Source organism: Saccharopolyspora sp. NPDC050389, assembly GCF_040655595.1.
In the GTDB taxonomy this organism is placed as follows: Bacteria; Actinomycetota; Actinomycetes; order Mycobacteriales; family Pseudonocardiaceae; genus Saccharopolyspora.
Genome location: NZ_JBFAKG010000022.1, coordinates 65,860 through 89,983 on the forward strand (window position 1 = coordinate 65,860; position 24,124 = coordinate 89,983).

A 24,124-nucleotide genomic window follows, 5' to 3' on the forward strand; every position below is an offset into this window, starting at 1 on the left:
TCCCTTTCAGTTCGGCCACTGCCGCTGGGTGCCGCCTAACAGGTGCGCCATCGACCGCCGCACCAGGTCGGCGCGCATCTGCGGGGTGGTCAGGCTCTCTGCTCCGAATCCGATGTAGACGGTGTCCTCGGTGGTGATCCCGGCACCCGCCGCGATTCCGCGGTCGATGCGTTCCCAGTTGTTCACCATCGGCGGGCTGCCGGCCGGCGGGCCGCCGATCGTCCAGCCACCGAGGCCGTCCTCGAACGACGTCTCCGCTGCGGTCGTCCCGTCGAGGGTGACCCGGGCGTCATCGAGGAAGACGCCCGCCACCGGAATGCCGTCGTCGCCGATGCTGGACAGCGAGATCTCCACCTGCTTGCCCGCGTAGGCGCTCAGGTCGAGCTTCCACTCCTGCCAGCCGCCGGAGTCACCGGTCGCCGCGTTCCAGGCCCCCGACGAGCCGCTCGGCTCGCAGTTCGCCCCCTGGTAGTGCTGGATGAACGGGTGGATCGACCGCCAGCCGCCCGGGCAGCTTCCGCCGGTCGACTGGACGGTGTGCCCGCCCTTGTCCGGCAGCGTCGTCCAATCGTCCTGGCCGACCGTGCGCGCTTCGACGGCGAAGTAGTCGAAATCCGCCTCGGTTTTCATCGACACCCAGAACGACAGTTCCCCGGACGACTTGCCGGTCAGGTCGATGGTCCTGGTCAGCCGCGTCCAGGCGCCGTCGGTGGGGCCGCTGTACACCTGCGATGTGCCGGAGTGCGGATCCGTCGGTCCCGGACCGTCCCATCCGAGCTGCGCGGAGCCGGCGAACTGCGGGAACTGCTCGGGCGGCAGGAACTGCGATGTGGCCAGGTAGGCGGCGGTGTGGCTGGGCCGTAGGGTGGCCGCGAAGCCGTCGAACCCGCCACCGCGCCCCGCGAGGGCGTAGGGCTGCGCCGTGCTCGGGTCGGTGCCGCCGTTGTCGAAGAAGAGATAGGCGCCCAGGTAGTACTGCTGGAAGTCGTTGAACACCGGGATGCACTGCGGCTCGCCCGGTGCGACGCACTCACCGAGTTCGGGATGGGGTTGGTAGGTGAACGCACCGTCGTTGTTCTGGGCGTACGAGGGGTTCTTGCCGGCGTGCAGCAGCTTTCCGCCCTCGTTCAGGTAATCCCGCATCGCCAGCTCGGTCCGCACACCGGCGCGCGAAATGGTCCCGGGTTGCTGCCCCTTGTCACGCGGGACGACGTCGTCGCCGGTTTCCCAGATCACCGCCGTGTAATGGCTGAGCGCACCGAGCGGGTGCGGCGCCTTTCGGCCACGCGCGTCCATGTCGTAGACGTCGGCGGAGTATCCGGCCTGTTCCAGCGCCGCGACATAATCGCCGGCGTACTTGGCCGTGCTGCCCTGCTGGTCCGGATCGGTGCCGGTGACGTCCTCCGCGGCCAGGACGAGCACGTCGCCGCCGATGTCATCGGCGACGGTGTAGGTGAACTCCTCGCTCCGCCCGCTCCGCGCGGTGAACCACACCGTCACCTCGTCGCCGGGCTTCGCGCCGGTCACCTTTCCGCGCATCTGGTGGAAGTACGTGTCGTAGCCCTTGCCGTAGCGCTCTCCGCCCGCCCACTCCTCGGTGGGCACCGAGATGTCCGGACCGTCGTTGATCTCGTAGTGGAGTTGGACCGGGCCGAGTTCGCGCTTGGCATCGACCTGAACTTCCTGGTCCGATCCGTAGCTCACGTCGAAGCCGTCCACGACGAAGTCGGGTGCCTCGTTTCCCAGGTGGCTCACGGGGTTGGCCGGGTCCGGGGCCGACTTCGCGAGATCGAGCGCGAACGGGAGGTTCTTCTCGAACTCCTCCTGCACCAGGCGGTCGTCGTCGGGGAAGACGAAGCCACAACCGTCGCAGCCCTCTTCGAGCTCCGCGGTCCAGGCGATCGTGCCGTATGCGCCGTGGGCGTGGTCGACCGTCTCACCGTTGTTGGTGTCGGTGGAGGCATCGGGATCGAAGCCCGGCACCGCCGGGTTGGCGTAGTCACCGGCGAGCGCCGAGTAGACCGGATCATCGGCGGTCTTGGTGGCGATCTGCCAACGCGCCGGGCGGAGCAGCATGCCGGCGTAGGAGTGGTAGTTGATCTGGAACTTGAACTTGATCCTGCTCAGCAAGCCGTCCATCGCACGGGTCTCCGGCTCGCTGTTCGGCCCGGTACCTCGGTACCGCTGGCTGCCGGGCGGCCGCGACGACCCCTCGTCGTCGTAGCCGAAGTTGGTGGCGAAGTTCCGGTTGAGGTCGACGCCGTCGGCGTTGGTGATCTTCCCGTCACCGTCGTTGTCCCGCAGGTTCTTGCGCCACAACCGGTTTCCCTCGGTGAAGGTGAAGTCGTAGCCGTCGGGGTTCACCACCGGGACGAACCACAGCTCCGTGTTGTTCAGCAGCTCGGCGAACGACTGCCGGTCCCCGACCACGCGCTTCAGCAGCCGCATGTCGACCTCGGTGGAAATCCACTCGCGGGCGTGCTGGGTGGCCGAGTACAGGACGGCCGGCCTGCTCCCGTCCGGCAGGGCGCGGGCCCCTGCCGTCACCTTCGCCGCCAGGATCTCCTTTCCCTGCAATGATCTTCCGATGCTCACGAGTTTGACGAGGTCCGGGTTGCGCTGGGCGATCTCGGTGAGCTGATCGGCGATGCCACCCGGTTCCGAGTACGACCGCCAGACCTGGTAGCCGGACTCCGCCTGAGTTCGCGCCGCCACGGCCTGCGTCCGCCCCTGCGGATCCCGGACAGGTTCGGCTTCGAGGCCGAGGTTCTCCACCACGTCGAGGTCGGACCTCGTGGCCGTCAGCTCGACGCGCTCCGCACCACCCGCCGCTTCGGACCGGATGACGTCCAAGCCGAGTTCCCGGAGCTTTTCGCCGGTACCTCGCGGCGCATCGAGTCCGTACAGCTCGACCGCCTGACCCGCCGACGATTCCACTGATTGCGCCGGGAGCGCGGGAACTGCGACCGCCAGCCCCAGAATCAGCGCGCTGATCAGGGTTGCGCTTCGCGACAAGGTCTGCCCCTTTCGGAACCAGGGTCTGTTCAATCGTCGGCGTCAACCGCCTGCGGTGCGGGATTCGGCTCGCACCGCCACGGGTTCTCGAACTGCGTCCACCCGCCGAGATTCGCCGCGAGGACGACCTCGACCTGGCGATTCGGCATTCATGATGGCGGGATTCCGCTGTCGAGAGTTTTCGCTGCCCGCATTTCTGCGGAAATCACTCTCGAATAAGTTCTCAGGACTGGTCTTTGGAAATCGGGTGCGCACGATGCCTGATTCCACCCCAGCGCCGGTTCCACCCGGCGGGGGCGGGAATCCCTTTCGCGCGTTCGGCGGTGCAGCAACACCGAGCGCGAGAACGATCGATCAGGAATGCGATCCGCTGCCGCCTCGGTCATCGGCCATCCACCGCGGCCCGGCGGGAGCCGAACGGCTCCGCTTCCGCATCACGGCGCGCACACGCGGAAACCGATGTCGTAGGAGCTGTAGTCGGGGTGCGAGTAGACGCGGACCCACGAGAGGACTCCGCGCGGGTCGCAGTTGTTGTAGAAGGAGCCGCCTCGAACGACTTTCAGGTCGAACTTGCCGAGCTTGGTCGTGATGCGCTGGTTCTTGTTCTCGTCGAAGGGATACCGGTGCCACCCGTTGGACATCCATTCCCAGACGTTGCCGGCGATGTCCTCCACGCCGTGCGGTCCGGCCGCGTCGGGAAACTTGCCGATGGGTGAGGTGTCCCCGACGTGCATGGTGTGGTTGCAGCTCGACGTCGTGGGCGGCTCGTCGCCCCACGGGTACAACCTGCCATCCGTCCCGCGAGCCGCCTTCTCCCATTCGGCCTCGTTGGGCAGGCGGGTGCCGGACCACTCGCAGTACGCGAGGCAGTCGTGGTGGCTGACGTGCGTCACGGGATGATCGTCCTTGTCGGCGATGTCCGACTCAGGACCGTGCGGGTGCCGCCACGAGGCGCCCTTGAGGTCGAACCACAGGTGGTCCTGATCCGGCGTCGTGATGTCCTCACCGCCGAGCCACACCCAGCTGCTCCCCGAGCGCTCCGCAGTGGTCACGTAGGACGTCTCCGCCACGAAACGCGCGAAGTCGGCCACCGACACCGGTTTCCGCGCGATCCGGAAAGCATCCACCTCGACCGTGTGCGCCGGCGAGGCGGCCAGCGGCTTCCCGTCCGCCCTGCGTTCATCCGAGCCCATCAGGAAGGGACCGGCCGGAATCGTCACCCACTCATGGGTTTCCAGGGTCGCGGCCGTCGCTTGCTCGCTCGTCAGCTCCGTCACAGGTCCTCCTTGGTCGTTGCGGATGACAGGGGTTTCCCCGGATCGGGATCGGGATCGACCTCGTCGATCGACCGCAGACGTAGTACAGCTCCGGTGAGCAGCGCGGTCGCCCCGATGGTCGAGACGACTGCTCCGACGAAGATTGTGGCCGCCACGCCGACGAAGGTCGCGAGAGCGCCGCCGAGCAGGTATCCGAAGGGCGTCGGCCCCTGGAACGTCATCCGCATCGTCGCGTGCACTCGGCCCTGGAGTTCGTCCGGCGTGCGCTTCTGCCGGTAGGTGAGTTGGTTGATGTCGTAGAAGGCGTTGGTGGCGCCGGTGATGAGGTTGATCCCGACCAGGACCACGACGGCGAAGCCGAGCATCGCCAGCGGGGTCAGCAGCTCGATCCCCATCCCCAGCAGCACCGAGAAGGCCATGGTGCGCCCGAATCCGAGCCACCGCGTCACCCGCGGCAGCAGTATCGCCCCGGCCGCGAACGAGACACCGGTGACCGCCAACACGAATCCCACCTGGCCAGGCGGCAGGTGCAGCGAGTTGTAGATGAAGACCAGGTAGACGGACTGGATGATGGCCTGGCCGAAGTCGCACATCGCATTGGTGAGCGCGACCCTGGCCAGCACCGGGCTCCGCCGCACGTACACGAGGCCTTCGCGGATCTCCGCGAACAGGACGCCGATGCGGAGGGTCGAGTTGTTTCGCCGCGGTTCCTTGACCCGCACGAGGACGACGGCGGCCGCGGAGACGAGGTAGGACACCGCATCGACCACGAGCGTCCGGGCGGGCCCGAGGAACTCGATGAGCAGACCGCCCACGCTGGGCCCGGCCGTCTGCGCGACCGAATTCGTCGCGCCGAGCCGCGAGTTCGCGGTCAGCAGGTGCTCTTTGGCGACGACGTGCGGAATGAACGACATGAACGTGATGTCGAAGAAAACGGTGAAGGTCCCGACCACGAACGCGACCGCGTAGATGATCCACATGTGGTGGAGTCCGGCCAGGTAGGTACCCGCCAGGGTGGCGATCGCGGCGAATCTGGCGACATCGCACACGATGAGCACGGCTCGCCGGGGAAGCCGGTCCACCAACGGCCCCGCCAACAGGGAGAACAGGGTGAACGGGACGACTTCGAGCGCTCCGACGACGCTCGCTTCGAAGGGCGTCGCGTGGTAGACCAGGATGGCCAGCGTCGGAATCGCCAGCAGTGAGATCTGGGACCCGAGTTGGCTGGTTCCTGTGCCTATCCAGATCTTCAGGAAGTTGCTCCTGGAGCGGGCCATCAGCGCGTTCTCGCTGGTGCCGTTCGTCACGACGTGAACCTCGTATTCGACGAAACCGATGCGGATCGCGGGTCGTGCTGCCCGTCGAGGTAGTACTGCCACGCCGCGGACAGCGGGGCGCTACCGCAGTGCAGCAGGCGATCGTGGAAATTCCGGAGTTCCCGCCTGCTCGTCCCCACTTCGATCCTCTTTCTCCATTCACGGATGCGCAGTTTGCCCAGGGTGTACATGGCGCCGGTGGCGTCTGCCGCCACGATCAGGACCTCTCGCGCCGCTCGCTCCGGCGACCAGTTGCACAGCGCGGCGGCCCGCTCCGCGGCTTCAGCCAGCGTCCACCGTCCCATGTGGACCGACAGGAATACGAGCAGCCGCGTGGCCGCCTCCAGCGCGGACTTCAGCTGGGCGACCTCGACGAGTGGGCGGCCCTCGGCGAGCCCCCGCTCGATCGCGAGTTCCTCGACGTAGTGCGCCCAGCCCTCGGTGAACCCGGGGAACCACGGGATGCAGGTGCGGATCATGCTGGGTCCACGGGAGGACGCTTCTACCTGCACGTAATGGCCCACGAAGGCTTCGTGGACCGCGATCACCTCGAGCATCGGATCGTTCAGGTACTCCCGCCGCAGGCTCGCCCCGTGCGCGGCCGATTCGGGCGGTTCCGGGACGTAGAGGATGTGCGGTTGCCTGACCTCGTCCAGCGGGGCGGAAATGCTGAACTCGACCCGGGCGGCCCCGGCGAGCTGCGGTGCGCGTCGGACTTCGAGGGGATTCACCGTCTCCACGGAGACGATGTCCTGCCGCACCCAGAAGTCCTTCATCCGCTGCATTATCGAGTTCAGGGAATCCAGCACCGAGCCGTCGGAAACCTGGTCGGCCATGAGCGCGTAGGCCTGCTGCCGCTGCCCGACGCCGAGTTTCGCGGCGGCCGAATCCAGCGCCGAGGCGATCGCGTCGACTTCGGCGCTCGCCTCCGCCAGGAGATCGTCGACCGGATTCTCGATCCCCTCCGCAGCTCGCAGGAATTCGGCAAGTACCTCCGGCCCGAACAACGCCTTGGCCGGCGCCGTCTCCGCCACGGCCCGGGCGAAGTCCTCACAGGCTTCGGCCGCGGCCGAAGCCGCGGCCGCGAGCCGCTCCCCCGCGAGCTCGGGGTGATCCAGGGCCAGCCGGCCCGCGATGTCGCGAAGGTTGACGGCCTGCGCCCGCGCCTGCTCCATGCCGCGCAGGCGTTCTCCGGCCGGAAGCCTGGTCGGCAAGGTCTTGGCCGCATGTTCCAGGAAATCGGGGATCCGCACCAGGTGCCCCTCGATGGCGACCAGCCGCTCGGCGAGCGGCGCGTGCGGACTTCTCAGGTATACCGAGACATTCGTCTCCGCCAACACCTCGAGCGGACCGAAGTGGACGCGGCCGAGTCCGGCCACCCGGAAGCGCTCGTCCGCCAAGATTCCCAAGGCCGCGCCAAGGTCGGCGCGGACCTCGGGATCCGCTTGTTCCGGCAGCGAACCGAGCCGGCTCGCCGCGGCTGCTCGCAGGCGATCGAGATCGGTCGCCGAACGTCCGTCGAGAGCCGGGAGGCAACCGTCGAACTCATGTCGCCCGACCCGTCTGGCGATGTGCGGGTAGTGCTCGAAGACGTATTCCACAACATCGGACACCGACGCCGTCGCGGCACCGTCCGGTTGAGTTGACAGAGTTGACAAATAAGAGCCCCGCTTTCACACCACCGAACAGGGACCGGACCTGGCCTAGGACTCTTCTCCGCCGGACGTCGCGTCGGCCGAAGCGGAGTCCTCCTCCCCATAGACCACGTCGTCGTCCAGCTTGGCGAGCATCTCCCGCAATTCCTCGGGCGAGAGGGAGTTCAGTTCATCCGCATCTACGAGCTGAGACAGAATCATTCTTCCTCCGAGTGAGACCGGGCGGCCGAACTAAAAAACCATCTTTAAAAGGACTCTGCTGATGTATACGTGGGTCGACATTCCGCCCTTATCGGATGGGCAGGTGTCGTGTTTGCGATGCGCTGTTCACGAGTGCCCCTCCAACGTCAGGGGTGCTTCGCATTGCCACCGCGACAACCTCGCGCCCACCCTTGACCCGGAGCCGCTGCGGCGCTCGTGAGGGCACCTTGCGGACCAGGCCAGAGGCCCGCCCTCCGCGAGCACGACGCCGAATGGAGCGATCCACACGCGCGATCCGGATTCGCGGAAGGAGCAGGACGGCCTGAAAATTAGGAAAAGACCAGGTAGGACTACTAGGCCGACTGCCGTTCCATCGCTTCGCGCACGCTTTTCGGACGCATGTCGGTCCAGACCTGTTCGATGTGGTTCAGGCACTCCTCCCGGGACCGCGCCGGTTCGATGGCTCGCCAGCCCGTCGGCAAGTCACGACGGGCAGGCCAGATCGAGTACTGCTCTTCGTCGTTGACCACGACGAAGTAGTCGATGGTTTCATCATCAAACATCGCAGTTACCTCCCCAGGTGCCCGCCGGCAATCTAATCGGACAAACCGCCGCGGGGTCCACTGTCGACTGCCGCTTTTGACCAAAGTCGACTGTCGGTTGATCACGAAAACATAGCCGTGCCGTGATAGGACGTCAAGTGCTCGCCGACGTCGGAAAATGTGCTATACAGTCGCTTGGTCGGCCGCCGCCGCGCACCATACTGCAAAAGGCGCAGCAGATCTTTGAACGCGACACCAGTTCCACACCAACGGTTTCCAATGACGCACTCCGCGTTCGCCCGTGCTCACCAACAAATTCTACTAATAAGAGTTAACGCTCTTAGACCATTCGTCCCACAGGAGACCTACCCATGCGGTGGAGCGATATTCACGTCAAGGCCGGTGCCGTTGCGTTGGGCCGCAGGGAGGACACCGCGACCGCCGTGGCGGACGGGCGGTACGACCCCGACTACTGCGCAGCGCACGACTACGAATCCGTGTGCGTGGCGAAGGACGACGAACTCGCCTTGGACCTGGCAGTCGACGCGGCGCGGCGGGCGTTGTCGAGATCCGGCGTGGATTCCGCCGCCATCAAGCTGGTCGTCTACGTCAGCTCCACGCCCGGTGGGCCGGACGGCATCGTGCCCGCGTCCTACCTCCAGGGCAAGGCCGTCGGCGCGGGCACGGCCAGCGCGCTAGAGGTGCGGCAGACCTGCAACGGTGGGCTCGCCGCTCTGGAACTCGCCGCCGCGTACCTTTCCGCCGCACCCGCGGGGTGGTCGGCCTTGATCGCCACGAGCGACAAGCACCAGTTGCCGGGCGCCGAGCGCTACCGCTCCGATCCAGGGAACCTGGACGCCGACGGTGCCGCCGCCTTGGTCCTCTCGCGAGGCAACGGCGTGGCCAGAATCCTTTCCACAGTGGTCCTCGGGGACGGGCGGTTCAGCGACGTGGCCCTCGACGGCCCGCAGAACTACGCGAACCGGCAGGAGTTCCTCGCGGAACAACGCCGGCGGCTGCAACCGATGTTGGCCTCCGCGGCCGCGCTGCAGCGGGAGAGCGTCGCCACCGCGCTGGCGGAAGCGGGAGTGCTCAGCGCCGAGATCAACCGGTGGGTGTTCGCGAACGTGGGCCGCCTGATGGTCGACCAGGAGTTCCGCAAGGAATTCGGCATCGAGGAGTCGAGAACGACCTGGGATTGGGGCCGGACGGTCGGGCACACCGGCACGGCCGATCAGTTCGCCGGCCTGACGCACCTGCTGGAGACCGGTGCGGTGCACGTCGGCGACCGGGTCGCCCTGTGCGGCAACGGTGTCGGTTTCAGCCACGGCTGCGCGGTCGTGGACATCGTCGACGAGCCGGAATGGTCAGCCGATGGGCAGGACTGACTTCGCCCCCGGTGCTGGAACGCGCCGCGGCGGACCCACCGCGGTCCTGGCCGCCCCGAGCGCGTTCGCCGAGCGCTCACCACCGCAGCACCGAGCCGGCGATCCACGCAGTCCTCGCGGTCAACTCCGCTGATGCAAAGCCGAACAGGAGGAGCATGACAACCACGGCCCCGTTCTCGCCCGTCGACGTCCGCCCGCAGCTGTCTCCCGCGGAGTTCTACGCCGAGTACGCGAACAAGAAACCCGTCCTGATGAAGGGCGCGATCGCCGACTTCCCCGCCGCGTCGCGCTGGTCGGTGGAACACCTCGCGGAACTGGCCCCGGACCTGGAGGTGCGACTGAAGACCGGCTTGGTGTCCGAGGGCCGCACCGCCACGGCGCGGCTGGCGGACTACTGCCAGGCGGTGACCGAATGGGAGCAGAAGACGCCCGCCGAGCAGGACGCCGCTCAGCCACCCGCGTACCTGCACGACATCCCCCTGCTCTCGCTGATTCCGGAACTGCGACGCGACCTGCAGCCGTTTCCGGCCGAGTTCTTACCCAAGTTCTTCCGGGACGAGTGGTGGGCGTTCACCCAGTTCTTCGTCGGCCCCTCGCGCGCGCTGACGCCCCTGCACTTCGACACGCTGCTCACCCACAACCTCTTCTTCCAGATCCACGGCAGCAAGCGGTGGGTCCTGATCGACGCCGCCGACCGCGACCTCTGCTACACCCACAACTGGCGGTGGTCGCCGGTCGATCCGGATGCGCCCGACTTCGAGCGGTTCCCGCGATTCCGCGGTGCCCGGATCCGGACCTGCGTGGTGGAGGCGGGCGACCTGTTCTACATGCCCCCGGGCACCCTGCACAAGGTCACCTCGCTGACCGCGTCGGTGTCGTTCAACATCGACTGGCACGACCGCCTGAGCTCGCGCCGCGGCCTCACCGCGGTCCGCCACGGCATGCCGCTCCAGAACCTGCGCTACAACCTGCTGTTCGCGCTCGGCCTCTGGGCACGGATTCCGCATCGGGTGCTGATGCCGGCCCTCAAGTCCTACTTCACCTACATCTCTTGATCAGCGACGAAGACACGCGAACACGAGTCAAACGGATGACGACATGAGCATCTTCGAACAACTCGAATCCGAGGTGCGCAGCTACTGCCGCGCCTGGCCGGTGGTGTTCGACCGGGCGTCGGGCAGCCGGATCTACGCCGAGGGCGGAAAGCCGTACCTGGACTTCTTCGCCGGCGCGGGCGCCCTGAACTACGGGCACAACAACCCCGTCCTCAAGCAGGCGCTGATCGACTACCTCGCGCGGGACGGGGTGACTCACGCGCTGGACATGTTCACCGCCGCCAAGCGGGATCTGCTGGTGATGCTGGAAGAGAAGATCTTCGCGCCGCGCGAGTTGTCGTACCGGGTGGTCTTCCCCGGGCCGGGCGGGACGAACGCGGTGGAGGCGGCGCTTAAGCTGGCGCGCAAGGTGACCGGCAGGAAGCAGGTCGTCCACTTCACCAACGGATTCCACGGCATGACGCTCGGCGCGCTGTCGGCGACCGGCAACTCCATGCACCGCAGGGGTGCCGGGGTTCCGCTGGTGCACGCCACTCCGATGCCCTTCGACCGCTACTTCGACGACTCGTTTCCCTACCTGGGCTACTTCGAGCGGCTGCTGGACGACCCCGGCAGCGGCCTCGACGAGCCGGCCGCCGTGATCGTGGAGACCGTGCAGGGCGAGGGCGGGATCAACGCCGCCAGCGCGGAATGGTTGCGCGGGCTCCAAGAGCTGTGCCGGTCGCACGGCATCCTGGTGATCGTCGACGACGTGCAGATGGGCTGCGGGCGCACCGGGCCGTTCTTCAGCTTCGAGGACGCCGGCATCGAACCGGACCTCGTCTGCCTGTCGAAATCCATTGGCGGCTACGGGCTTCCGATGGCGCTCACGCTGATCAAGCCGGAGCTGGACGTGTGGGAGCCGGGTGAGCACAACGGCACCTTCCGCGGTGTCAGTCCCGCGTTCGTGACCGCCGCCGAGGCGCTGCGCGTCTACTGGAGCGACGACGAGTTGGAGAAGTCCACCCGGGCCAAGGGCGAGCGCGTCGGAATCGGCCTGCAGAACGTCGTCGAACGCTTCCCCGCGGCGGGTCTGGTGGCCAAGGGCCACGGCCTGGCTCGCGGGCTGGCGTTCAGCGGCGGCGAACTCGCCGGCCAGGTGTGCGCCGCCGCGTTCGAAAGGGGCCTGCTGCTTGAAACCTCGGGCCCCGGCGGCGAAGTGGTGAAACTGCTGCCGCCGCTCACGCTCACCGACGCCGAAGTCGATGAAGGGCTGGAAATCATCGAGGAGTCGGTGAAGTCCGCGCTCGACGGCGGCCGGTGAACCGCCCCGCCGCCTGGCTCACGACCTGATGGAGATGCCTTGACCAAACCGCCCCAGACCACGACGCTCGTCGACCTCCTGTTGCGCTCCACGGAGCGCTACCCCGATCTGCCGGCCGCCAGCGACGACGAGCTGTCGATTACCTACGCGGAGCTGGATCGACGATCCCGGGCAGTCTCCGGGCTACTGCGAAGCCGCGGCGTGCAGCTGGGAGATCGGGTCGGCCTCTACATCGACAGGTCGGTCGACGTCGTGGTGGCGATCCTGGGCATCCTCCGCGCCGGTGCCGCCTACGTCGCTGTCGACAGCCGCTACCCCGATGCGCGGCGTGACCTGATGCTGCGGGCCAGCGGCGCGAAAACCGTCATCACCCGGCCGGACTGGCGCGACCGGCTCGGCGAGGTCGACGCGGACATCGTGACGCTGGAGGAGGCGACCGATGACGCTTGCGCCCAGGACGGGCCTGCCGGGCCCACCGACGCGGCCAGCGTGCTTTTCACCTCGGGCTCCTCGGGCGAGCCCAAGGCAATCGTGCTGGAACACCGCAACATCGTGTCGTTCGCGACCAACCCGAGCCTGCCCGCGCTGCGTCCCGGCGACCGCACCGGGCAGATCTCCAGCCTGTCCTTCGACGCCTTCCACTTCGAGATGTGGACGACCCTGGCCAGCGGCGCGGAGATCGTGGTGCTGCCGCCGGTTCCCGACCTGCTCGCCGCGGACTTCCAGCGGGAGCTCAAGCGCAGGCGGATCACCGCGATGCTGGTGCCGACGATGGTGCTCAACCACGTGGTGTGGGAGGACCGGGACGCCTTCGCCGCGCTGCGCATCCTGCAGGCCGGCGGCGACGTCATCCTCCCGTCCGCCTGCCGGGATCTGCTGGGCGGCAAGTTCGACGGCGAGCTGTACAACCTGTACGGCCCGGCCGAGATCACCACCGCCTGCACCGCGCATCTGGTCGGCGAGGCCGACCTGGCCGGGGATTCCATCCCGATCGGGCGCGCCTTGCACGGGGTCAGCACATACGTGCTCGACCCGGGCGGGCAGCCGGTACCGGCCGGTGAGGTGGGCGAGCTCCACGTCGGTGGGCCGGGCGTGGCGCGCGGCTACCTGGACCGCCCCGACCTCACCGTCGAGCGGTTCCTGCCCGACCCGTTCGGCGATTCCGGCACGCTCTACCGCACCGGAGACCTCGTGCGAGAGCGGCCCGACGGCGTGCTGGAGTTCGTCGGCCGAGCCGACGACCAGGTCAAGATCAGGGGCTACCGGGTCGAACCCGGCGACGTGGAGCGCAACCTGCGCCGCCATTCCGACGTCCACGACGCCGTCGTGCTGGCGACCGGCGAGGATTCCGATCGCAGCCTGGTCGCCTTCGTGGTGCTCAACGACGCCGTGACCATCAAGAAGCTGCGCGAGTACGCCGAAGCGGAACTGCCCGACTACCTGGTGCCGAGCGAGTTCGTCGTGCTTCCCGCCATCCCCGCCAACGAGAACGGCAAGCGCGATCTCGACGCCCTGCACGAGGAGTTGGATCAGCTCCGTTCCCGCCGCGAGAACTACGCCGCCCCGGCCACCGACACCGAGCGCTACCTGGCCGAGATGTGGGCCGGCCTGCTGGCCGTCGAGAACGTCGGCCGCGACGACGACTTCTTCCAGCTCGGAGGGCATTCGCTGATGGCCTTCCGGTTGAACACCAAGATCAAACGCGACCTGGGGATCACGTTGGACCACAAGGCCATCCTGCGCAATCCGGTGCTCGGCCACATCGCGTCGTTGATCGACGAGGCGAAAACCCTCGCGGACCGGTCATGAGCACGCGGTTGGAGATCGACCTTACCGACGTCGACATGTTCGTGCGCGGCGAGCACCTCGCCGCATTCGAGCACCTCCGGGCCCACGAACCCATCTACCGCAACGAATCCGCCGAAGGCGGCCGGTTCTGGGCGCTCACCCGCTACGACGACGTGCTGTGGGCCTACGGCAACCACGCGGTGTTCGGTTCCGAGCACGGTGCGATCCTCGGCGGTTCGTTCCGCAGCGAGGCGGACACGGCGGGCGGGAAGATGCTCGTCGCCACGGATGTGCCGCGGCACCGCCTGCTCAAGCAGCAGATCCACCCCGCGATGTCGGCGGCCGTGACGGCGCGCGTCGCCGATCAGGTGCGCGAGCTGGTGAACGCCGCGTTGGATCGGGCCATCGCCGACGGCGGCTGCGACTTCGCCACCGAACTGGCCACCGAACTGCCCGCGGGCGCCCTGATGGTGGTCATGGGCATCGGCCGGCGGGACGCCCACCACCTCATCGGACTGACGCGGCGGATGATCGGCTTCCGCGACGAGACGTTCGTCGACATCGGCGAGGACGCCCGGCTGCGGCTGGCCTGGCTCCAGGCGGAGATCTTCGAGTTCTTCGCCGACCTGGTCGACGAGCGCCGCTCGAAGCCGGGCGCAGACCTGGTGAGCATCCTGCTGGGTGCGGAGATCAACGGCCGGCGCCTGTCGGAGGAGGAGATCTTCTACAACTGCATGAACGTCGCGGTGGGCGGCAACGAGACCTCGTCCTACACGGCGTGCACCGGAATGCTCGCCCTCGTCGAACACCCGGAGCAGTACGACCGGTTGTTGTCCGCGCCCGAGCTGACCAAGGACGCGATCGAGGAGATGCTGCGGTGGAGCTCGACCAACGCCTACGTGCAGCGGGTCGCCAAAGCCGATGTGCGGCGCGGCGACGTGCTCATCCGGGAGGGAGACTCGGTGACCCTTTGGAACGTGTCGGCGAACCGGGACGAGGCGCAGTTCCCGGACGCGGACGTGTTCGACATCGGCCGGACGCCCAACCGCCACCTGTCCTACGGCGCCGGCATTCACCGGTGCATCGGGGCGCCGATCGCCGCGGCCGAGCTCTCCCTGCTGTTCGACCGGATCGTCGCCGATCGCGTGCGCTTCGAGCTGGCCGGCGAGCCGCAGCGGTTGCGCTCGAACTTCATCCTCGGCATGACCCGGCTGCCGTTGAAAGTCAGCGCTGCCTGACTCGCCCGCGCCGCGGATTTCGATGAGGTTTTTCCAACCTCGTTCTGCGTGGCGGTGCCGGTAGCGGCCCCCCTGCGGGAGTTACAGCGCCCGCCTGGCTGTGGGTGCCCTGACTTATGTATGCCAAATGGAACAGCACCGAAAGGGAGGACATGTGGAGCAGGTTGCGATCGTCTACGACGTCGGCGCGGCGACTCCGTTGGAGATCCTGACGAGCCTGGCCGACCTGGTCGAACCGGTGTTCGTGCTGCCCGAATCCGACCACAACCGGCAAGTCGCCGACATGCTCGCGGACCTGGCGGTGGTCGCCTCGCCCGACGACCTCGCGGACTTCGGGCCGCGCGGCATCATGACGTTCAGCGACTTCCAGCTGGAGACGACGGCGGAGCTCGCGGCCGGCCTCGGGCTGCCGTTCCACACCACGGCGGTGGCGCACGACCTCACCAGGAAGTACTCGCAGCGCACGATCCTCAACGAGCACGGCGTGGATCACATCGCGACCGCTCTCGTCGTGGATCGCGAATCGGCCGAGCGCGCCGCCGAGATCGTGCCGCTGCCGGGCGTCCTCAAACCGAACCGGGGTTTCGGCGGCACGCACACGTATCCCATCGATTCGCCGGCGGAACTCTTCGATGTCGTGGCGAAGTCGATCGAGCCGCAGGGGTGCGCCCCGGACGACGGATTCGTCTTGGAGACACGCCTGTTCGGCGACCGGGTGGAACCGCCATGGGGCAGCTACGTGTCGGTGGAGAGCGTTGTCCGCGGTGGGCTGGTCCACCACCTCGGCATCACCGGGAAGTTGGCGTTGTCGCCGCCGTTCCGCGAGCAGGGCAGCTACCTGCCCGCCCGCCTGCCCGACTCCGCCCAGGACGCCGCGCTGGACCTGACCGCCCGCGCCCTCACCGCGCTGGGGGTGGGTGATTCGATCTGCCACACCGAGCTGATGTTGACCGCCGGAGGCCCGCGGATCATCGAGGTCAACGGCCGGCTCGGGCATCCGATCCACGACCTGTTCCACCGCGGGCACGGCATCGACCTGATCCAGCTCGCCGCGGAGATCGCGCTCGGCCGCGACCTGTCTACCAAGGTCGGCCCGTGCGACGGCGTCGTGTACCACTACTTCGGACTCCCGCCGATGGAGGCGCGCCGGCTGGTGGAACTGCCGGGGCTGGCAACGGCCCGCGCACTGCCCGAAGTGGACCAGCTCGAACTGCTGATGCCCACGCAGTCGGCGGTCGATTGGCGGCGCGGCTTCCAGGAGCGGATCTACACCTGCCGCGGAACCGTGCGCACTCACGACGAGTTGGCGGCATTCGTGCAGAACATCGATCAGGTGCTGGCGCCACGGTACGAATAGCCACCCGCCCACGACCGGAGCACCGGGCGGCCATCCCTCCCCCGCCCTACCGGAGATCAGCGGCTTCGTTCTCGCGGCACCAACCCGGGGCCGTCCTCGGCGATCTGGAAGCTCGACGCAGGCTTCAGCAGGGCCCAACTGCGGTCGTCACCCCAGACCGAGCGCGGATTCACGTATGGCCGCAACAGCGCCGTGAGCTCTGGAGTGCCCCGGTTGTTGAGTTCGTCCGACGCGATCTTCCGCGCCACGCCCGCGAGGAAGTCGGCGACCTGAACCCGCGGGTCCGAGAGCGAATCGACGAGGGCCAGGTCGGCCAGCCTGCCGGTCGGCACGTAACCGAGCAGCGTCGGGTTCGGATGACCGAAGATCTCCTTGATCTGCGCGATGCGCTCCCCGGACAGCGAATTCTGCTGATCATGCACCACGCGAACGGTGCTGCCGCCGCCGCTCCAGTGGTCGATGGCCTCAACGATGGCCGGCACCAGGGGGTCCGCCACCGGGATCCGCCGCGGATCGTGAAGGAAGTGTGCGCGGAGGGCGTCCGCCTGCGGCCGGGCCTGGACGAGCCGCGCCAGAATCTCGTCGACGCGCTCCGGCGCCCCGGCCAGGCGCAGTGCCCCGACCGAATGGAAGAACGCGTCGACCAGGACTCGCACGTCACCGCGACTCTTGACCCGCATCAGGTTGTTGGCCGACACCAGGAATTTGCCCCACTGCTCGCGGCTGAACGCGCGCCGGCCATCTCGGTACAGGGTGACCGCCGTGGCCTTCGCCTGCCGGTCCTGGTGCAGCCCGATGCTCGCCGGGTGACCGACCCGCTCGACGAGCAGGTCCAGGACCTTGCCGACGACGAAGAACGCCTTGTCGATCAGCTGCACCTTCGCGGTGCCCCGCAGCGGACCAGACGGCCCGAACAGCCACTCGAGGGCCGGTCGGCTTTTCTCCCGGAGTATGTGGTTCGCCTTGTATTCCGTCGCCGGCGAACCAATTCTGCCGCGCAGTTCCCGGATGCAGTCCTCGGCGACTTCGGCGCTCAACTGCACGCTGGCGTGCGCGAACACATCGGTCGTCGTGCCGATGAGCTTGTCGCCCTCGTAACCGGACTCGTCGCAGGCGATCTCGAGGATTCGACCGGACGATGCGCATTCGGCCGACGTGAGAGGTTCGCGATCACGCGTCATGGCCGCCCACCACCGGGAGATCCTCGTCCGCGAACGCGTCCGCCATCTTGCCCCCTGCTCTGCTGCAGATCGGGTGTACGTAACCGAGACCCTATCTCCCCGACGCCTCTTGTTCACCCGTGTCCCGGCCTCCGGTGGCGCATGAAATCGACATGGCGCTGCTGCCCGCCGGTCTTTCAGATCGCACCGACGCGAAAGAGGCACGTCGCGAGAACCTCGATCTCAACATCCGAGGTACCACAATTCGCGCATTTCCGGCGATCACGAACTCGGTTTCTCACGGGTCGCGAATGGACCGACTCCGTTCGGAGCAATCCCGGTTCCCACAGCCTATTCGCACGCCGAGCAGTCCGATATCCGAGGTGGCACCGGCGATGAGCGGAGGGCCGGGAAATCGCGTACCTCAACGAGTGGACGATCGACCCCGGGATACGGGATTATCTGGTGATGTGGTCCGGCCCGGAAGGCCTACCGTTCAACAACCGCTGCCGCAGCGGCACGCCGATCGAGGACGACGCGATCACCCTGCGCCGCAAGGTCTTCGTGGAGCGCACGCCGCGGAAACCGCGGCACGCCGGGGATCTGATGCCGGTCGACGACATCGCGCGGGCGCACGGCCGCGAGGTGCTGATGGCGATGGGCGAGCTGGTTCGGCTGGCGGATTGCTCGCCGATCGTCGCACCGTCATGATCACAAATCGAATTTCCGTCCCAGACCTGAGTGGAGCTCCCAGCATGTCCGACTTAGCCAACGTCCCAGCCTTCACCGTGATCTCCGGCGCCCAGGTGCAGGAGTCCTTGGAAGGGCGGCAGAAGCAGGTCGTGGACATAGTCGAGGCGGCCTACCGGCTGCACGGCGCGGCCCAGACGGTCAACCCGCCGTCGTACTTCCTGCGCTTCCCCGACCGGCCGACGTCGCGCATCATCGCGCTGCCCGCCTCGCTCGGCGGTGACTCGGCGGTCGACGGGATCAAGTGGATCTCCAGCTTCCCGGAGAACGTGGCGGCCGGGATCCCGCGCGGATCAGCGGTGCTGGTGCTCAACGACCACGACACCGGATACCCGTTCGCCTGCCTGGAAAGCTCGGTCATCAGCGCCACCCGCACCGCGGCGTCGGCGGCGCTGGCCGCCGACCACCTCAGCCGGGACCGGGGCCGCCCGCGGCGGGTCGGCTTCATCGGCGTCGGCCTGATCGCCCGCTACATCCACAGCTACCTGCGGGCGACGGACTGGACGTTCGACGAGATCGGCGTGCACGACCTGTCCGCCGAGCACGCCGCGGGCTTCAAGTCCTACCTGGAGCGCGCCGAGGACGGCACGCGGATCACCGTGCACGACAGCGCCGAAGACCTGATCAGGTCCGCCGACCTCGTGGTCTTCGCGACCGTCGCCGGCACCCCGCACGTGCACGACCCGGCCTGGTTCGAGCACAACCCGCTGGTGCTGCACGTGTCCCTGCGCGACCTGTCGCCGGAGATCATCCTGTCCTCGGCGAACGTCGTCGACGACGTCGAGCACTGCCTGAAGGCCGACACCTCGCCGCACCTCGCCGAGCAGCGGACCGGCAACCGGGACTTCCTGGACGGCACGATCAACGACGTGCTCGCCGGCGAGCTCAAGGTGCCGACGGACCGGCCAGTGGTGTTCTCCCCGTTCGGGCTCGGCGTGCTCGACCTGGCGGTGGGCAAGTACATCTACGACGAGGTCACGACCCACGGGAACCCGACGGTGATCCCGGACTTCTTCTCCGAACTCCGCCGCTACGGCTGACAGGTGGTGGCCGGTTCGCGCTGACCCGCAAGCAGGTTCGTTTCGGACAAGACGGAGACAGTCCCGGTGCCCATCATCTCGCAGCCGCACGAATTCAACGAGGACGACCTGTACGTCGACCTCCGGCCCACCATCGGGATTCCGCTGTACCTGAAGTGCGAGGGGTTCAACTTCGCCGGGTCCATCAAGCTGAAGGCGGCCGAGTCGATGGTGGCCGCGGCGGAGCGGTCCGGGGCGTTGCGCCCGGACTCGATCCTGGTGGAGTCGTCGTCGGGCAACCTCGGGGTGGCGCTGAGCGTGCTCGCCGCGAGCAAGGGCTACAAGTTCGTGTGCGTCACCGACTCGCGGTGCAACCTGGCCGCCAAGCAGCTGATGGAGACCCTCGGCTCCCAGGTGCACACCGTCACGGAACTGGATCCCGAGGGCGGGTATCTGGCCGCGCGCATCGCCCACGTGCGCGAGCTCTGCGAGGACGACGACCGGTACGTGTGGCTGAACCAGTACGCGAACCCGGACAACTGGTCGGCGCACTACCGGACCACCGCGCCGTCGATCGACCGGGCTTTTCCCAATCTGGACGTGCTGTTCGTCGGCGCGGGCACCACGGGCACGCTGATGGGCTGCGCCCGGTACTTCAAGCGGTTCCGGCCGGACGTGCGGATCGTGGCCGTCGACGCGGTCGGCTCGGTCACCTTCGGCGGGCCCCCGGCGCCCCGGATGATTCCCGGCCTCGGCACCGGAGTCCGGCCGGACCTGCTCGACGAGTCCTTCGTGGACGACGTGGTGCTGGTCGAGGAGATCGACACGGTGCGCGCCTGCCACCGGCTGGCCTCCCGGGGTTTCCTCTTCGGCGGCTCCACCGGCACCGTCATCAGCGGCGCCACCCAGTGGCTGGCGGCCAACGGGCTCGGGCCCGACGTCACGGCGGTGACCATCGCGCCCGACCTCGGTGAGCGCTACCTCGACTCGCTGTACCAGCCGAGCTGGGTGAAGCAGGTCTACCAGACCGACGCGCTGGACCTCACCGCCGAACCGGCAGCCCACCAAAAGTGCCTTGAATCCTTGGTCTGTTGCCTGAGCGAGTGTCTAATGTGGCCGCTTTGCGGAGTTTCTTGTAGCAGGTGAGAGCGGCGGCGAGGGTGCGGAAGGCGCAGAAGTGGTCGACCTTGCGCTCGTATCGGATGGCGAGCCGGCGGTAGGCAAGTCCGCGTGGTCGTAGGCCTTGTCGGCGTGCAGCTCGCCGGGTCCACGTCTACGGGGTCCGCGGAGATGGCGGCGCTGAAGGAGCTGCACCCGGTTGCCCGCACGCCGGTCGCGTTGGAACGCCTTGCCCACGGACGCGAAGGCGGCCGCACGCGGCGCGGTCTCGACGTGTCGACCTTGACCGTGCCCCGAGGGCACGGTGTGGAGTGGCAGTCGGCAGAACCACCTGTGAGATTGCGTCGGGAGTGTGAACACGTGGATCGAATACGGAGTGTTGGCCGGGGTGTGCCCCTGATGGCCGTGCTCGGCCTCACCGGGGCGTTGGTCGGGGTGCCCGCCGTGGCCGCCGAGCAGGGCGACGAGCCCGCGGCGCAGGTGCAGTGGGGCGCGTGTCCCGAAGACGTCCCGGCCGACCCACCGCAGTTGCAGTGCGCCACCGTGCCGGTGCCCCTGGACTACAGCGATCCCGAGGGCGCGCAGATCGAGATCATGATCTCCCGGCTGGCCAGCAAGAACCCGGACAAGCGGCGCGGCGTGCTGTTGCTGAACTCGGGTGGTCCGGGCGGGTCCGGGTTGGGGTTCTCCAAGCTCCTGTTCTCCCGGGGCCTGCCGGCCGACGTCCTGGACAGCTACGACCTGATCGGCATGGACACCCGCGGGGTCGGGCACTCGACGCCGGTGGGCTGCGGTTTCACCGATGATCAGGCGTACTTCAGCAACATCCCGCCGTACGCGGTCGACGACGCGGCGGTCGCCGAGCAGGCGACGATCGCCAAGGGGGCCGCCGAGCAGTGCGCGGCGAATGACCGCCAGGGACGGCTGCGTCACCTGACGACGGCGAACACGGCCCGCGACCTGGACCGGATCCGGGCCGCGCTCGGCGAGGAAAAGGCCAGCTTCCTCGGGTTCTCCTACGGGACCGCGCTGGGTGCCGCGTACGCCTCGATGTTCCCAGAGCGCTCCGACCGGATCGTGCTCGACAGCAACATCGGCGACACCTTCCTCGACCACGACGGGATGCGCAGGTACGCCCGGGGAATGGAGGAGACGTTCCCGGACTTCGCGAAATGGGCCGCCGCGCGGCACGACAGCTACGGCCTGGGCCGCACACCGGAGGAGGTGCGCAAGACCTACTTCACCATCGCCGAGCGACTTGACGAGACCCCGGTGGACGGGATGGACGGCAGCCTCTTCCGGTTGAGCACCTTCGTGTCGCTCTACAACGAGTCGTCGTACGGTCAGGCTGCGCAGAGCTGGCAGTCGCTGCTCAACTCCGCGGGGGCGGCGCCCGCGGGCAACCAGCCGGCAGGCACCGCGGCACCCTCGCCGAATGACAACAGCTGGTCGGTCTTCCTCGCGGTGACCTGCAACGACGTCGAATGGCCCGAGGACGTCCAGACCTACCAGCGCGCCGTCGCCGAGGACCGCAAGAAGTACCCGCTCTACGGCGCGGCCACCGCCAACATCATGCCCTGCGCCTACTGGCAGCAGGGGCCGTCCGAGCCGCCGGTGGAGGTCAGCGACGACGGGCCGACCAACGTCCTGGTCGTGCAGAACCAGCGCGACCCGGTCACACCGCTCCGCGGCGCCGAGTTGCTCGACGAGAAGTTCGGCGAGCGGTCCCGGCTGCTGAGCGTCGATGGGAGTGGGCACGGGGCGTACGTCCTCGGCACCAATCCCTGTGCGTTGAACGTCACCACGAGCTACCTGGTCGACGGCACGATGCCCGAGCGGGACATGACCTGCGAGGCGGCCCGGACTTCCGGTTGAGAAACGATCCGCGACGTCAAGGAGCGGCGAACCAAGCCGTGAGGGGTGCGGGCCGAAGTCGCCCCACCCCTCACGGCCTGTGGCGAAGACGGGACGGCCGAAGGCCGAGTTGGTGCTGCGGTGCCGGATCATGCACGCGTGCATGGTCTGTCCAATGTGGAAGGCTCCCGACTCCGGCGCCAAAACAGCCCATCCGAACACTCGACGTCCTCCGAGGATTGGGCGTCACAAGCACGAAGAACCACTTCATCCGTGAACAGTCGTACCGCCGCCGAGTGGTGAGGACGTCGCGAGGGGCTCCTTCGGTCGATCGCTGACTCACGCGAGCGAACGAGCACCAGTTCGGCATCACGTCCGGGTCGTTCAGCATGCGCCAGATTCGGCCACGAGAGAACGGTGTCTCATGGGGTCGGCCATCCCGGCGAAGCGCATGAGTTCGACCGCTGGGGCGCGGGGCTCGTGCTCCGCTGCGCGGTCGCCGGATCAGGCCGGTTCAGCTCCGCAGGCGAGGTCGTGCTGCGGACGCTCACCGGTGACCAGGAACTTCGTCGCGATGTCGTTGGCGCACTGGTTGCCCATGACCAGGTACGCCAGGTGGCCGCCCTGGTCGGCCGTCACCATCCGGGCCCGGTTCCCGAAGGCCTTCCGCAGCTCCCTGGCGCCGGCCAGCGGCGTGGCCGGGTCACGGAGGTTCTGGAGGATCAGCACGTTCGACGGGCCCTCGTCGGTGATCTCCACCGGCGGTTCGACCGGCTCGGACGGCCAGAACGCGCACGGCGTGATGTTGGCCCCGGCAGCGCCGAACATCGGGCGGCGGAACCCGTCGATCGCGACGTTGCGCTGGTAGGTCCGCACGTCCTCCGGCCAGTCGGAGTCGTTGCAGATCACGTGCAGCTGGCTGGCCAGGTAGTTGTCAGCGGGCACTCCGGTCGCAGCGGACGGCTGTTCGCCGGCGCCGGACTCGGGCACCGGCACCGGGTTGCCGGTGTCGAGCGCACGCCAGGTCTCGGCCAGCTGCGGCAGGTTCCTGTCGTAGTAGAGGCTGGAGAACGTAACGAAGCGGAACGCCTGGCCGTTGTAGCCGTCCGGGCTCGGAGTCGCGTCCAGCCGCGCGGCGAGCTCGAAGTACTTCGCCGTCACCTGTTCCGGCGTCTCGCCGAGGCCGTACTCGGGGCGTGCGGCGGCGAACTCCGCGAAGTCCGGGAACCTGCCCTCGAAGCCCTGCCCGAACATCCTCGCCAACGAGGCGTCCCAGCCGCCGGGGCCCGTCGCGCTGTCCACCAAGAACCGGTCGCTGCGGTGCGGGAACATCGTGGTGTAGACCGACCCGAGGTAGGTGCCGTAGGAGATGCCGAAGTAGGACACCTTCGACTCGCCCAGCGCCTCGCGGATCCGGTCCATGTCGCGCGCGGTGTTGGCCGTGGTGATGTGCGGCAGTAACGGCGCCGTCGCCGACGATCCGCACTTCTCGGCGACGCCGGCCACCCTCTTGGCCTCGTCCTCGACGTCGGCGGCGTTCCGCGCGAACATCGGGATGTTGGTCGGGTGCTCCGCGAGCGTCAGGTCACAGGTCACCGGCGTGCTGTGGCCGACCCCGCGCGGGTCGATCCCGATCACGTCGTAGCTGTCCAGCACGTCCTGCGGCATCCCCCCGTCCCGCAGGAGGGCCGGGAAGTCCAGTCCCGCACCGCCCGGCCCGCCGGTGTTGGTCAGCAACACGCCGCGGCGCTTCTCCGGGTTGGTGCTCGCCAGGCGCGAGACCGCGATCGTGATCGTCTGCCCGTCGGGGTCGCGGTAGTCCAGCGGAACGTCGAGCGTGGCGCACTCCAGGCCGGGCTTGGCGACGTCTGCCGGGCACGGCCCCCAACTCAGCGGGCCAGGCGTCGTCGCCGGTGCTCCCGCCGTGGTCAAGGTCGCCACCACTGCGGCGACGAGAACGGTCAGGACAGGTCTGCGCATCTGTGCTTCTCCTCTGACTTGAGATCAACAATCCACAATGGACGAATGTGGGGCACTGAGCGAAATCGAAACCTTGCCGTTGCGCCACAACAGAATCGAACTACCCG

At 67.9% G+C, this 24,124-nt stretch carries 18 protein-coding genes and 1 pseudogene; 10 read left to right on the forward strand and 9 right to left on the reverse strand.

Features of this window, described 5'->3' with window-relative positions; translation table 11 throughout:
* Positions 1-6 precede the first annotated feature (6 nt).
* The 6 genes from AB0I53_RS16760 to AB0I53_RS16785 form a co-directional block, all read right to left on the reverse strand.
* Entirely contained in the window at positions 7-3,015 is a 3,009-nt protein-coding gene (locus AB0I53_RS16760; RefSeq protein WP_358603010.1) for a M14 family zinc carboxypeptidase, read from the reverse strand.
* 434 nt (positions 3,016-3,449) lie between these two features.
* A complete protein-coding gene (locus AB0I53_RS16765) occupies positions 3,450-4,292 on the reverse strand; it encodes an SUMF1/EgtB/PvdO family nonheme iron enzyme (protein WP_093265427.1) in 843 nt (280 codons plus the stop codon).
* Positions 4,289-5,599: an MFS transporter gene (locus AB0I53_RS16770; RefSeq protein WP_358603013.1), complete on the reverse strand. Its 1,311-nt coding sequence runs from the start codon at positions 5,597-5,599 to the stop codon at positions 4,289-4,291. Before AB0I53_RS16770 ends, AB0I53_RS16765 begins: the two co-directional genes overlap by 4 nt.
* Positions 5,596-7,221 carry a DUF885 family protein gene (locus AB0I53_RS16775; protein ID WP_358603016.1) on the reverse strand — a complete coding sequence of 542 codons (1,626 nt, stop codon included), beginning with the start codon at positions 7,219-7,221 and terminating at the stop codon, positions 5,596-5,598. The genes AB0I53_RS16770 and AB0I53_RS16775 overlap by 4 nt, the downstream gene beginning before the upstream one ends.
* 90 nt (positions 7,222-7,311) lie before the next feature.
* Positions 7,312-7,464, reverse strand: a complete 153-nt coding sequence (locus AB0I53_RS16780; RefSeq protein WP_358603019.1) for a hypothetical protein — start codon at positions 7,462-7,464, stop codon at positions 7,312-7,314.
* Positions 7,465-7,817: 353 nt separating this feature from the next.
* Positions 7,818-8,027, reverse strand: coding sequence for an MbtH family NRPS accessory protein (locus tag AB0I53_RS16785; RefSeq protein ID WP_358603022.1), 210 nt, complete (start codon positions 8,025-8,027; stop codon positions 7,818-7,820).
* Between the two features lie 350 nt (positions 8,028-8,377).
* Here AB0I53_RS16785 and AB0I53_RS16790 point away from each other — a divergent pair, with 350 nt between their 5' ends.
* From AB0I53_RS16790 to AB0I53_RS16815, 6 genes are all read left to right on the forward strand, one after another.
* Complete coding sequence (locus tag AB0I53_RS16790) at positions 8,378-9,394, forward strand: ketoacyl-ACP synthase III family protein (RefSeq protein WP_358603025.1); 1,017 nt, start codon at positions 8,378-8,380, stop codon at positions 9,392-9,394.
* A 155-nt stretch (positions 9,395-9,549) separates the two neighbouring features.
* On the forward strand, positions 9,550-10,449 hold the full coding sequence (locus AB0I53_RS16795; RefSeq protein WP_358603028.1) for a cupin-like domain-containing protein: 900 nt from the start codon (positions 9,550-9,552) through the stop codon (positions 10,447-10,449).
* A 43-nt stretch (positions 10,450-10,492) separates the two neighbouring features.
* Complete coding sequence (gene ectB, locus AB0I53_RS16800; protein WP_358603031.1) at positions 10,493-11,752, forward strand: diaminobutyrate--2-oxoglutarate transaminase; 1,260 nt, start codon at positions 10,493-10,495, stop codon at positions 11,750-11,752.
* A gap of 39 nt (positions 11,753-11,791) precedes the next feature.
* Positions 11,792-13,561: a non-ribosomal peptide synthetase gene (locus AB0I53_RS16805; RefSeq protein WP_358603034.1), complete on the forward strand. Its 1,770-nt coding sequence runs from the start codon at positions 11,792-11,794 to the stop codon at positions 13,559-13,561.
* Positions 13,558-14,778, forward strand: a complete 1,221-nt coding sequence (locus tag AB0I53_RS16810; RefSeq protein WP_358603037.1) for a cytochrome P450 — start codon at positions 13,558-13,560, stop codon at positions 14,776-14,778. Before AB0I53_RS16805 ends, AB0I53_RS16810 begins: the two co-directional genes overlap by 4 nt.
* Positions 14,779-14,932: 154 nt before the next feature.
* Positions 14,933-16,135, forward strand: a complete 1,203-nt coding sequence (locus tag AB0I53_RS16815; protein WP_358603040.1) for a hypothetical protein — start codon at positions 14,933-14,935, stop codon at positions 16,133-16,135.
* A gap of 56 nt (positions 16,136-16,191) precedes the next feature.
* On the opposite strand, the gene AB0I53_RS16820 is transcribed toward AB0I53_RS16815, so the two are convergent.
* On the reverse strand, positions 16,192-17,316 hold the full coding sequence (locus AB0I53_RS16820) for a hypothetical protein (RefSeq protein WP_358603043.1): 1,125 nt from the start codon (positions 17,314-17,316) through the stop codon (positions 16,192-16,194).
* A gap of 447 nt (positions 17,317-17,763) precedes the next feature.
* Here AB0I53_RS16820 and AB0I53_RS16825 point away from each other — a divergent pair, with 447 nt between their 5' ends.
* From AB0I53_RS16825 to sbnA, 3 genes are all read left to right on the forward strand, one after another.
* Positions 17,764-18,006, forward strand: coding sequence for a hypothetical protein (locus AB0I53_RS16825; RefSeq protein ID WP_358603046.1), 243 nt, complete (start codon positions 17,764-17,766; stop codon positions 18,004-18,006).
* A 44-nt stretch (positions 18,007-18,050) separates the two neighbouring features.
* Complete coding sequence (sbnB, locus tag AB0I53_RS16830) at positions 18,051-19,085, forward strand: 2,3-diaminopropionate biosynthesis protein SbnB (protein WP_358603048.1); 1,035 nt, start codon at positions 18,051-18,053, stop codon at positions 19,083-19,085.
* Between the two features lie 66 nt (positions 19,086-19,151).
* Positions 19,152-20,210, forward strand: a complete 1,059-nt coding sequence (gene sbnA / locus AB0I53_RS16835; protein ID WP_358603050.1) for a 2,3-diaminopropionate biosynthesis protein SbnA — start codon at positions 19,152-19,154, stop codon at positions 20,208-20,210.
* Here sbnA and AB0I53_RS16840 read toward each other — a convergent pair.
* A pseudogene (locus tag AB0I53_RS16840) lies at positions 20,185-20,351 on the reverse strand (IS5/IS1182 family transposase); the annotation flags it as partial. The gene sbnA and the pseudogene AB0I53_RS16840 overlap by 26 nt on opposite strands.
* 231 nt (positions 20,352-20,582) lie before the next feature.
* Here AB0I53_RS16840 and AB0I53_RS16845 point away from each other — a divergent pair.
* Positions 20,583-22,058: an alpha/beta hydrolase gene (locus AB0I53_RS16845; RefSeq protein WP_358603052.1), complete on the forward strand. Its 1,476-nt coding sequence runs from the start codon at positions 20,583-20,585 to the stop codon at positions 22,056-22,058.
* 483 nt (positions 22,059-22,541) lie between these two features.
* Here the strand turns inward: AB0I53_RS16845 and AB0I53_RS16850 are convergent, their stop codons facing one another.
* Positions 22,542-24,017, reverse strand: coding sequence for an alpha/beta hydrolase (locus AB0I53_RS16850; protein ID WP_358603054.1), 1,476 nt, complete (start codon positions 24,015-24,017; stop codon positions 22,542-22,544).
* Positions 24,018-24,124 lie beyond the last annotated feature (107 nt).

Excerpts from the sequence above, each read along its gene's own strand:
- AB0I53_RS16780 (WP_358603019.1), bottom strand. The coding sequence starts at position 7,464 with ATGATTCTGTCTCAGCTCGTAGATGCGGATGAACTGAACTCCCTCTCG.
- AB0I53_RS16785 (WP_358603022.1), bottom strand. The coding sequence starts at position 8,027 with ATGTTTGATGATGAAACCATCGACTACTTCGTCGTGGTCAACGACGAA.
- AB0I53_RS16790 (WP_358603025.1), top strand. The coding sequence starts at position 8,378 with ATGCGGTGGAGCGATATTCACGTCAAGGCCGGTGCCGTTGCGTTGGGC.
- AB0I53_RS16795 (WP_358603028.1), top strand. The coding sequence starts at position 9,550 with ATGACAACCACGGCCCCGTTCTCGCCCGTCGACGTCCGCCCGCAGCTG.
- ectB (WP_358603031.1), top strand. The coding sequence starts at position 10,493 with ATGAGCATCTTCGAACAACTCGAATCCGAGGTGCGCAGCTACTGCCGC.
- AB0I53_RS16810 (WP_358603037.1), top strand. The coding sequence starts at position 13,558 with ATGAGCACGCGGTTGGAGATCGACCTTACCGACGTCGACATGTTCGTG.
- AB0I53_RS16820 (WP_358603043.1), bottom strand. The coding sequence starts at position 17,316 with ATGACGCGTGATCGCGAACCTCTCACGTCGGCCGAATGCGCATCGTCC.
- AB0I53_RS16825 (WP_358603046.1), top strand. The coding sequence starts at position 17,764 with ATGTGGTCCGGCCCGGAAGGCCTACCGTTCAACAACCGCTGCCGCAGC.
- sbnB (WP_358603048.1), top strand. The coding sequence starts at position 18,051 with ATGTCCGACTTAGCCAACGTCCCAGCCTTCACCGTGATCTCCGGCGCC.
- AB0I53_RS16845 (WP_358603052.1), top strand. The coding sequence starts at position 20,583 with ATGGCCGTGCTCGGCCTCACCGGGGCGTTGGTCGGGGTGCCCGCCGTG.
- AB0I53_RS16850 (WP_358603054.1), bottom strand. The coding sequence starts at position 24,017 with ATGCGCAGACCTGTCCTGACCGTTCTCGTCGCCGCAGTGGTGGCGACC.